This window comes from Arthrobacter sp. Y3224198 (genome assembly GCF_059090025.1).
The window spans coordinates 80,571-89,513 of sequence record NZ_JBNHFG010000014.1; the positions used below are offsets into that span (position 1 = coordinate 80,571).

The following is an 8,943-nucleotide window of genomic DNA, read 5'->3' on the forward strand; positions in this document are numbered from 1 at the left end:
AGCCGCACCGCCTACTGCATGGTGAAGCGCCGTGCCACCGCATTGCCCAGCGCCGGGACCTGGAACAGCCGTTCCAGCCCGGCGTTGCGCATTTCCATGACAGGTGCCGGCAGTGGCCGGCCCAGGACCATGTTGGTCCGGGCCTGGACGGAGGCCACCACGGCGTCCCGGCGGCGCTGCCGTTCAAAGTCCCGGAGCTTTCCGCCCACGGGGACGCCCTCCAGCGCTGCGCAGATCAGCGGTGCCACGGCCGCGGCGTCCAGCCAGCCAAGATTCATGCCCTGGCCGCCGATGGGGCTGATCTGGTGCGCTGCATCGCCTACCAGCACCGTCCGCCCGCTGACCAGCCGCTCTGCCCGGCCGACACGCACGTCAAAGGCACTGAGCATGGAGTTGGCCGCCGCGTCCAGGCGGTGCCCGGTGCGCCGGAAGACCATGGCGGCCAGCGATTCCGCAGCCGGATTCCGCTGCAGGGAATCGGTGTGGGCCACCCACCGGCGCAGGCCGCCGGGCAGCGGGAAGGACTCGACGATCCCGTCCGGCTCCAGGTACAGCACCCCCAGGGGGCCGTCGTCCGTATCGTCGGGGAAATCGCCCATCAGGTAGGTGTCGGGCAGCTGCCGTGACCGCCAGCGGGTGCCAAGGCCCGCACGGATGGCCGACCGGGCGCCGTCGGCCGCCACCATCAGGGCCGCTTCCGTCTCGAAGTCCCGGCCGCCCGCGGTCCCTCGGACCGAGACCGAGCGTCCCGTGTCGGTGAAGGACAGCACCTGCGCTCCGCGTACCAGTGCCGTCGGGTCCAGTGCGCGCAGCCGCTCCTCGAGCAGCTGCTCGGTCCGGATCTGGGGGAGCGTCAGGACAAACGGATAGCGGGCCGACGCGGCAGCGAAATCCAGCCGGGCCACCGTCCGGCCGGCGCTGCGGGCTTCGCCCTGGGTGATCTGCACACCCTCCCGGGCCATGGCGTCGGCGATGCCGGCGCGGTCAAGGGATTCCAGTGCCGGCGGATGCACGCCGATGGCCCGGGAATGCACGCTGCGGCGGGTCCTCTGCTCCAGCACCTGCACGGTAATCCCGGCCTGCAGCAGCAGGATCGCCAGATAGGCACCCACGGGACCGCCGCCCACCACGACGACGTCGGCGGCCTTCCGGGGCAGCGCGGGACCGGGTGGGGGTTCGCGGTGGGGACGCAACACGGAATCGGTCAGCATTTCCGGTCAGCGTTCCTGCGTCAGCGCGGGGATCCGGTCCAGCGGAGGATGGACCAGCAGGTTTTGCCAGGGCCGGTGCTGCAGGCCCTGCCAGCCAGGCGGTGTCACCTGGACCAGTTCGGCGGCCGTGAAGCTCCGCCGGATGGAGGTCAGGCCGTCCCGCCGGATGAATGAGCCGGGGAAAAACGGCCAGGTCCCCACGGAAAACAACGCGTAGGCCCAGGGGCTGCGTTCAATGTCGCTGTGCAGGCTCATTTTGCCTGCCAGCTTTTCCGAGTCGGAGAGCAGCTCCTGAAGCTCCTTGGGGTTCAGGTGATGGAGCATGTGGTTGGAGACCACCACGTCATAGGAGCGACCCTCGGCAACCAGGTCGGAGCTGAACGCCTGCCGGAACGTCAGGCCTTCCAGCGGCGGCAGCGCCGAAGCAAAGGCGTGGGCACGGGGGTCGGGATCGATCGCCGTGATCTCCAGCGCGAATCCGTCCCGGCGGGCCCAGCGCGCGATGCAGCGCGGGACATCGCCGCCCCCGGAGCCGATATCCAGGAGGGATCCGCCCCCGCTGTCGCGGAACAGCGGACGCAGGTACCGGACGTAGTTGCGCCGCCAGCCGGAGACCACGGCGTTGATCAGCCAGAACCTGGCGTAGGTACGTTCCAGTTTCCGGGGGTCGGCGTCCTGGCTGTCCATTTGCTCCGTCGCATCCACCGCCCGTTCGGCCAGTGAAGGGAAAACACCTCTCATGCAGGAACGCCGGCGGGGGCAGGTTCTGCGATGCCCACCGCGGCGTCCCGTGCCGCCTTCGCCGGGAGGCCTGCCGCGCCCGGCCCGCCGACGCGGGTGAACAGCCCGGTTTCCACCGTAAGACCCGGGCCGAAGGCCATGGAGCAGATGCGTTCGTTGCCTCCGTTGAACGGCTGCTCCAGGATGCGCTTGAGGACAAACATCACCGTGGCACTGCTCATATTGCCCACGGTGCGCAGGGTTTCACGTGCCGGGAACAGCTGTGCCTCGCTCAGTTCGAGCTTGGCCTCGACCTTGTCCAGGATGCTGCGGCCGCCGGGGTGGATGGCCCAGTGCTCAATTTCCCGATAGGGGAGGGAATTCACGGACGGGTCGTGGGCGAGCAGGGGCTCCAAGGCTCCGACAATGTGGTCGTCGATGATATGCGGCACGTAGGTGCCCAGGACCATCTCGAAGCCTTCGTCGCCGATGTTCCAGGCCATCGACTCCTCGCCTACGGGGGTAAGCACGGTTTCGAAATGGTCCAGCTGGATGGCGGGCCCGTCGTCGGGAAGGTCGTCCCGGGCCGTGATGACCGCGGCCGCGGCGCCGTCGGCGAAAAGCGAGGAACCCATGATGGCGTCGGGGTCATTGGAGGTGCGCACGTGCAGTGAGCACAGTTCGGCACTGACGACGAGCACAACCGCCCGCGGATCGGCATCGCAGAACGCCTTCGCCGCGCGCATGGCAGGGAAGGCGGCATAGCAGCCCATAAAGCCCAAGTGGTACCGCTGCACGGAAGGGTCCAGGCCCAGCGCCCGGACCACCTTGTAGTCCGGTCCCGGATTAAAGAACCCGGTGCAGGAGACGGTGATGACGTGGGTGATGTCCTGAGCCGAGATGCCCCCGCACCGGTCCACGGCCTTGGCGGCGGCTTCGATGAACAACTTGGTGGCCTCGACCGCAAAGATGTCGTTCCGGGTCTTCGTGCTGGGTTTCAGCAGCAGGCCGCTGCGGGCGTCATAGAACTTCGGGTGTTCGGATGTGTCGGTGAGGGAGAGCTCGGCCAACGCCGTGCGCCGGGTGTCGATGGCTGCGGAGTCGAAGCAGGTGCGGACCAGCCGTTCGCCCAGCCGGGTCAGGCCGGGCTGGGCAGCGAACGTGTCGCGGACTTCGGACTGCACCAGGACAGTGGGGGGAATAGCAGTTTCCAGGGACCTGAGGGTAACCGTCATAGTCCATTCTTAGGGGACTGTGATCTTCCGCACAATGCCTCCGCTGTCCCGAAGGTTGCCTTCGGCTACTGGATCTGCGGCTTCAGGAGCTCCTTTTCCAGCACCAGGTCAACGGAGAGCGTCTTGTATCCCTCAGATTCGAAAAGCACAGTCACTGTCTCGTCCTCGTAGCTCATCACGACGCCGGGCCCCCACTCCGTGTGGGTGACCGTGGATGAGAGCGGGAACGGCATGGCCGGTGCCTCGTCCGGGGAGAGCACCGCCAGATCCTCCGGGGCGATGTCCGCCTCGGCGGCGGCCTTTTCGCAGTTGTCGCAGTTCCCGCAGGGGTCGGGCAGGTCCTCGCCGAAGTAGCCGAGCAGGAACTGGCGGCGGCAGCCCGACGTTTCGGCGTACTGCCGGGCCATGTCCACCCGGGACTGGTCGATGTTCTCGCGCCGCTCGGAGTACTCCACCGCCGCGGCAACGGCTTGGTCGGGAGCCGTCTTCCGGGCGCGGTACCCCTTCTTGCCCGCGGTGACCGCGCCTGCCTCGCGCAGCAGGTTCAGCAGGCCGGCCAGTTTCCGGGCACTGAGGTTCAGCTTGTCGCGGAGGGCGGCCTGCGTCACCGGGCCCTGCTCGGCGCGGAGCACCGCCAGCAGCTGCCGCAGTTCGTCTTCGTTGGGCCGCTTGCTGGCGAAGAAGCGGCGCAGCCCGAGATCCTCGGGCCGGTAATGCAGCACGGCCGCAGCCGGCTTGCCGTCGCGGCCGCCCCGTCCGATCTCCTGGTAGTAGCTGTCCACCGAGTCGGGGATGCCGGCATGCACCACGTAGCGGACGTTGGGCTTGTCGATGCCCATGCCAAAGGCGGTGGTTGCCACCACCACATCGAGCTCATCATCGAGGAACCGGCGGTGCACATCCTTGCGCTCCGCGGCCGGCCGGCCGGAATGGAAAGCGGCTGCGCGCAATCCGGCCTTTTCCAGCTCCTCGGCGTACTGCTCGGTTTCCTTGCGCGTCGCCACATAGACCAGGCCGGGCTGCTCCAGCTCCGGAACACTCTCCACCACGGCCCGGCGCTTGTCATCGGCCTCCACATGCATGTGGACGGCCAGGTGGAGGTTGGGGCGGTCAAAGCCCTGGGCGATCAGGAACGGGTCCTTCAGTTGCAGCACCCGGGCAATTTCGCTGCGGACCGGGGGAGCGGCCGTGGCGGTCAGTGCCACCACCGGACGGTTCAGCGCCTGGACCAGGGCGCCGAGCTGAAGGTAGTCCGGGCGGAAGTCATGGCCCCAGGCGGAGACACAGTGCGCCTCGTCGATGACCAGAATGGAGACGTCCAGGCCCTTGAGCCGCTGCGCCACCTCCTCGCGGGCCAGCTGCTCCGGGGCGAGGAAGAGGAATTTTGCCCGCCGCTCTTCGTCGGTGTCCTCGGCGGCGGCCCAGGCCTCGTCGATCCGGCCCTGGGATTGGCTGGAGTTCAACACGTAGGCCCGCGGGATACCCGCAGCGGCATTGATGGCCTCGGCCTGGTCCTGCTGCAGGGCCACCAGCGGTGAAACCACGACGGCGATGCCCGGCATGGCAAGGGCCGGCACCTGGTAAACGGCGGACTTTCCATGGCCGGTGGGCATCACGCAGAGGACATCCCTGCCCGACACCAGGGCCGTCATGGCTTCGAGCTGGCCCTCGCGGGCAGTTTCCCAGCCAAAGACGTCCGATGCCGTCTGGCTCAAGGTTTCCCGGGTGATGTTCATGACTGTCCTTCAGCGAACCGAGCCGGCCGCAGCCGGCATCCAACTTAGTAAGCTTACTGAGGATGGGGTGCGGAAGCGATTCGGGACCGCGGCCTCGACCACTGGAACCACTGCCTGCACAGCAGCACTATCAGCACCAGTTCCAGGACTCCGCCGCCGTAGTACATCACCAGCGCGCCCTGCTCGGCGGCTGCCGCCGGGACACCGGCCGGCGGATCCGCGTAGATGCTTTTGGCCAGGATGTTGTGTGCGGCAATGGAAAGGATGAGCACCACGGCCCGGAGCCGGTAACCGGCGCGGTGCGGGGAAGGGTCGCGGCCGATGATGGCGGCGGTGAACAGGTAGCCGGCCGCGAGCAGGTGGAAGGTCACCAGCCAGTGCACCGGCATGGATTCCTGCATGCCCTGCAGCAACCGGGTACGGAACATCAGGATCATGCCGCCGGTGTTCAATACGGCCGCAGTGACGGGGAAGGCCAGGAAGCGGATAAAGCGGCTGCGCAGCAGGCGGGACAGGCGCCGGGCGGGAAAGACATCCAGGGTGCGCAGCGCCAGGGTAAAGGGACGCGAGAGCACCAGCAGAAGCGGCGAGAGCATCCCGGCCAGCAGGTGGGTCAGGCTCAGGACGGCGAAGTCCCGGTGGGCCAGGCCCGCCAGCGGATTCAGCACCGTTACCAGCACCGCGGCTACCCCGAGTGTAAAGAATGCGGTCCGGTACCAGGGCCAGTGCCCGGACCGCGGGGAAAGGGCACCCGCCCAGTAGACCACCAGGGCCGCTACGGCGGGGATGAAGAACAGCGACTCCGCGGAGCCGCCGCCGTGGTCATGCATCGGCGTTGGCTGCCCGCTCCGCCAGGTTCGGCGGAACCGCAGCTCGGGTGCGGTAGATCAGTATCAGACCCGCGGCCAGCAGCAGGACGGCAATCGTGTTCCAGACCGTGTCGTACACCAGCAGGTCCACCTCGTACCGGATCTGGTGCAGGCCCATCAGCTTGTGCTGCACCGTCCCGTCATAAAGCTGGAAGGCGCCGGTGCCGAGCAGCAACCCACCCACCCAGCGCTGCAGCAGAACCTCGTGCCAGCGCCGCAGGTCAGCGAACAGGAACAATCCCGCCACCACGGCAAACCAGCCGAAGGCATGGAACAGGCCGTCCGAAAACAGTCCTACGGAGGTGGTGGAGCGGTCATAGAAGTGGTGCCACTGCAGCAGCTGGTGGAATACCACTTCATCAACAAAGGCCGCCAGGCCGACGCCGAACAACAGGCCGGACAGAAGATTCCTCCGCCGGGGGGACCGGTGTGCAGGGAGCTGTGTTGCCATACTTCGAACATAACACCGGCCGTCCGGGCGCTGCAGGGGCACGTGACAAGCCGGTCCGCCGCGGCAAGGATGGAGCCATGTGGATCGGTGCGCTGGAACTGGACCTGCTGCTGGGAGACGTGCATTCCCTGAAGGGGAAACGTTCGGTTGTCCGGCCCATCTTGGCCGAGCTGCGGCGCCGGTTCGATGTTTCCGCCGCCGAGGTCGCGTCCCTTGAGCTGCACCGCCGGTCCGGTATCGGCGTGGGACTGGTGGCCGCAGACCGTGCCCATGTTGTGGAGGTGCTAGACGCCGTCGAGCGGCTGGTCGCTGCCCGCCCGGAAGTGGAGCTGCTGAGTGCACACCGCCAGCTGTTTACGGAACAGGACTGACGGCTCCGCCTGGGGGTGCTCGCCACAGGTGAGGTGGATGGGGAAGAATTACCCGGGTGAGTCTTAGCGCCGTAGAGCCCGCCCCCAGCCCGTCCGCCGCCTCTGCCGCTTCCGCGGAGGAACAGGTCATTGCCCAGCTTGCCCGCGAACTGGGCGTAGCGCCGTGGCAGGTCCGTGCCGCCGTGGAACTGCTCGACGGCGGTGCCACGGTCCCGTTCATTGCGCGCTACCGCAAGGAAGCCACCGGAACCCTGGATGATGCGCAGTTGCGGGACCTGGACGAGCGGCTGCGGTATCTGCGTGACCTGCAGGACCGCCGGCGCGTCATCCTGGACGCGATCGACGCGCAGGGAAAGCTGACGCCTGAGCTGCGGGCCGCCGTCGTCGGGGCCGAGACCAAGTCCCGGCTGGAGGACATCTACCTGCCGTACCGCAGCAAGCGCCGGACCAAGGCCCAGATTGCCCGTGAAGCCGGGTTGGAGCCGCTGGCCGATGCCTTGCTGGCCGATCCGTCCCGTTCTCCGGAGGCGGAGGCCGCTGCGTATCTGGGCGACGCCGTGCCAGACGTTCCGGAGGCGCTCGCCGGAGCGCGGGCCATCCTGATCGAACGGCTCTCGCAGGATGCCGACCTGCTGACCGAGCAGCGCGAGAAGCTGTGGAGGCAGGGCCGGATGCGCTCGCAGGTGCGCGCCGGAAAGGAAACGGAGGGGCGGAAGTTCACTGACTACTACGACTTCTCCCAGTCGCCGTCCGGGATGCCCTCCCACCGGGTGCTGGCCCTGTTCCGAGGTGAAAAGGAAGGCATCTTGGAGCTTACGCTGACCGAAGGCGATCCCGCCGATGCCGAGGCGCTGGCCGCAGCCCGGGCCCGCTACGAACGCTCCGTTGCCGCCCGGTTAGGCGTGGCCGACCGGGGCCGGGCGGCCGATGCCTGGCTGATGACCACCGTGCAGCTGGCCTGGCGCCGGATCCTGGCGAAGCTCTCCGTTGATCTTCGGGTCCGGCTGTTCACCGACGCGGAAACCGAAGCAGTGCGGGTATTCGCCGCCAACCTGCGGGACGTGCTGCTTGCCGCGCCGGCCGGCACGCGGAGCACTCTCGGCCTGGATCCGGGCCTGCGCACCGGGGTCAAGGTGGCGGTAGTGGACGGTACGGGGAAGGTGGTGGCCACCGACACCGTCTATCCGCATGCACCCGTAAACCGGTGGGACGAGGCACTGGCGGCACTGGCCCGGCTCGTCACGGCCCACGGCGTGGAGCTCATCGCCATCGGCAACGGCACGGCGTCGCGCGAAACGGACCGGCTGGCGGCCGAACTGATCCGGCGGCTGCCCGCCGGAACGGTACGCAAGCTGGTGGTCTCCGAAGCGGGCGCCTCGGTGTATTCGGCCTCGGCGCTGGCGTCTGCCGAACTGCCCGGCATGGACGTCTCCCTGCGCGGAGCTGTGTCCATTGCCCGCCGGCTGCAGGATCCGCTGGCCGAACTGGTCAAGATCGATCCCAAATCCATCGGGGTGGGGCAGTACCAGCATGACGTGACACCGGCGAAGCTGGAGCGCTCCCTGGACGCCGTCATCGAGGACTGCGTCAACGCCGTGGGCGTGGATGTGAATACCGCCTCGCCGTCGCTGCTGGCCCGGGTGGCCGGCGTCGGACCGCTGCTGAGCGAAAACATCGTGGCCTACCGCAACGCCAACGGTCCCTTTGCCCGGCGCCGGGACCTGCTGCAGGTGCCGCGGCTCGGCGCCAAGGCCTATGAGCAGTGCGCCGGGTTCCTGCGCATCAGTGGCGGAACGGAGCCTCTGGACGGGACCAGCGTCCACCCGGAGTCCTACCCCGTTGCCCGGAAGGTCCTGGCGGCAGCCGGAGCCACCATGAGCGCCTCGGGCGCGTCGCTGGACGGGCTGGACCCGGCATCCTTTGTTGATGAGGCCGTGGGCCTGCCCACCGTCCTGGACATCATCAGCGAGTTGCGGAAGCCCGGACGCGATCCCCGGCCGGCGTTTGAAACGGCTTCGTTCTCCGAGGGCATCGAGAGAATCTCCGACCTGCGCCCGGGCATGATCCTGGACGGCGTGGTCACCAACGTGGCCGCGTTCGGCGCCTTTGTCGACATCGGCGTCCACCAGGACGGGCTGGTGCATATCTCCGCGATGTCCGCCACGTTTATTTCCGACCCGCGGGAAGTGGTGAAATCCGGCCAGGTGGTGAAGGTCAAGGTGATGGAGGCAGACCCGGAGCGGAAACGGATCTCACTCAGCCTGCGCCTCGACGACGATCCCGCAGACCCGGCCGCTTCAAAGCCACGGCGCGGCCCGGCGCCCGCCCGATCCGAACAGAACACATAACA

Annotated in this window: 8 protein-coding genes; 2 read left to right on the forward strand and 6 right to left on the reverse strand. The window is 67.9% G+C overall.

What is annotated here, in order from left to right:
- Positions 1–11: 11 nt before the first annotated feature.
- The 6 genes from AC5RUF_RS09960 to AC5RUF_RS09985 form a co-directional block, all read right to left on the reverse strand.
- The gene (locus AC5RUF_RS09960; protein ID WP_494130467.1) at positions 12–1,211 is read right to left on the reverse strand and encodes an FAD-dependent oxidoreductase; all 1,200 of its coding nucleotides are present in this window, start codon (positions 1,209–1,211) and stop codon (positions 12–14) included.
- Between the two features lie 6 nt (positions 1,212–1,217).
- On the reverse strand, positions 1,218–1,952 hold the full coding sequence (locus AC5RUF_RS09965; RefSeq protein ID WP_494130468.1) for a class I SAM-dependent methyltransferase: 735 nt from the start codon (positions 1,950–1,952) through the stop codon (positions 1,218–1,220).
- On the reverse strand, positions 1,949–3,166 hold the full coding sequence (locus AC5RUF_RS09970) for a type III polyketide synthase (protein ID WP_494130469.1): 1,218 nt from the start codon (positions 3,164–3,166) through the stop codon (positions 1,949–1,951). Before AC5RUF_RS09970 ends, AC5RUF_RS09965 begins: the two co-directional genes overlap by 4 nt.
- Before the next feature lie 65 nt (positions 3,167–3,231).
- A complete protein-coding gene (locus AC5RUF_RS09975; RefSeq protein ID WP_494130470.1) occupies positions 3,232–4,902 on the reverse strand; it encodes a RecQ family ATP-dependent DNA helicase in 1,671 nt (556 codons plus the stop codon).
- Between the two features lie 53 nt (positions 4,903–4,955).
- Positions 4,956–5,732 carry a cytochrome c oxidase assembly protein gene (locus tag AC5RUF_RS09980; RefSeq protein ID WP_493997810.1) on the reverse strand — a complete coding sequence of 259 codons (777 nt, stop codon included), beginning with the start codon at positions 5,730–5,732 and terminating at the stop codon, positions 4,956–4,958.
- The gene (locus AC5RUF_RS09985) at positions 5,725–6,222 is read right to left on the reverse strand and encodes a DUF2243 domain-containing protein (RefSeq protein WP_493997811.1); all 498 of its coding nucleotides are present in this window, start codon (positions 6,220–6,222) and stop codon (positions 5,725–5,727) included. Before AC5RUF_RS09985 ends, AC5RUF_RS09980 begins: the two co-directional genes overlap by 8 nt.
- A gap of 77 nt (positions 6,223–6,299) precedes the next feature.
- Here AC5RUF_RS09985 and AC5RUF_RS09990 point away from each other — a divergent pair, with 77 nt between their 5' ends.
- Both AC5RUF_RS09990 and AC5RUF_RS09995 read left to right on the forward strand, forming a co-directional pair.
- On the forward strand, positions 6,300–6,593 hold the full coding sequence (locus AC5RUF_RS09990; RefSeq protein ID WP_493997812.1) for a DUF503 domain-containing protein: 294 nt from the start codon (positions 6,300–6,302) through the stop codon (positions 6,591–6,593).
- Between the two features lie 56 nt (positions 6,594–6,649).
- Positions 6,650–8,941, forward strand: coding sequence for a Tex family protein (locus AC5RUF_RS09995; protein WP_494130471.1), 2,292 nt, complete (start codon positions 6,650–6,652; stop codon positions 8,939–8,941).
- Positions 8,942–8,943 lie beyond the last annotated feature (2 nt).

Coding starts and splice junctions, on each gene's coding strand:
- AC5RUF_RS09960 (WP_494130467.1), bottom strand. CDS start 1,211: ATGCTGACCGATTCCGTGTTGCGTCCCCACCGCGAACCCCCACCCGGT.
- AC5RUF_RS09965 (WP_494130468.1), bottom strand. CDS start 1,952: ATGAGAGGTGTTTTCCCTTCACTGGCCGAACGGGCGGTGGATGCGACG.
- AC5RUF_RS09970 (WP_494130469.1), bottom strand. CDS start 3,166: ATGACGGTTACCCTCAGGTCCCTGGAAACTGCTATTCCCCCCACTGTC.
- AC5RUF_RS09975 (WP_494130470.1), bottom strand. CDS start 4,902: ATGAACATCACCCGGGAAACCTTGAGCCAGACGGCATCGGACGTCTTT.
- AC5RUF_RS09980 (WP_493997810.1), bottom strand. CDS start 5,732: ATGCATGACCACGGCGGCGGCTCCGCGGAGTCGCTGTTCTTCATCCCC.
- AC5RUF_RS09985 (WP_493997811.1), bottom strand. CDS start 6,222: ATGGCAACACAGCTCCCTGCACACCGGTCCCCCCGGCGGAGGAATCTT.
- AC5RUF_RS09990 (WP_493997812.1), top strand. CDS start 6,300: ATGTGGATCGGTGCGCTGGAACTGGACCTGCTGCTGGGAGACGTGCAT.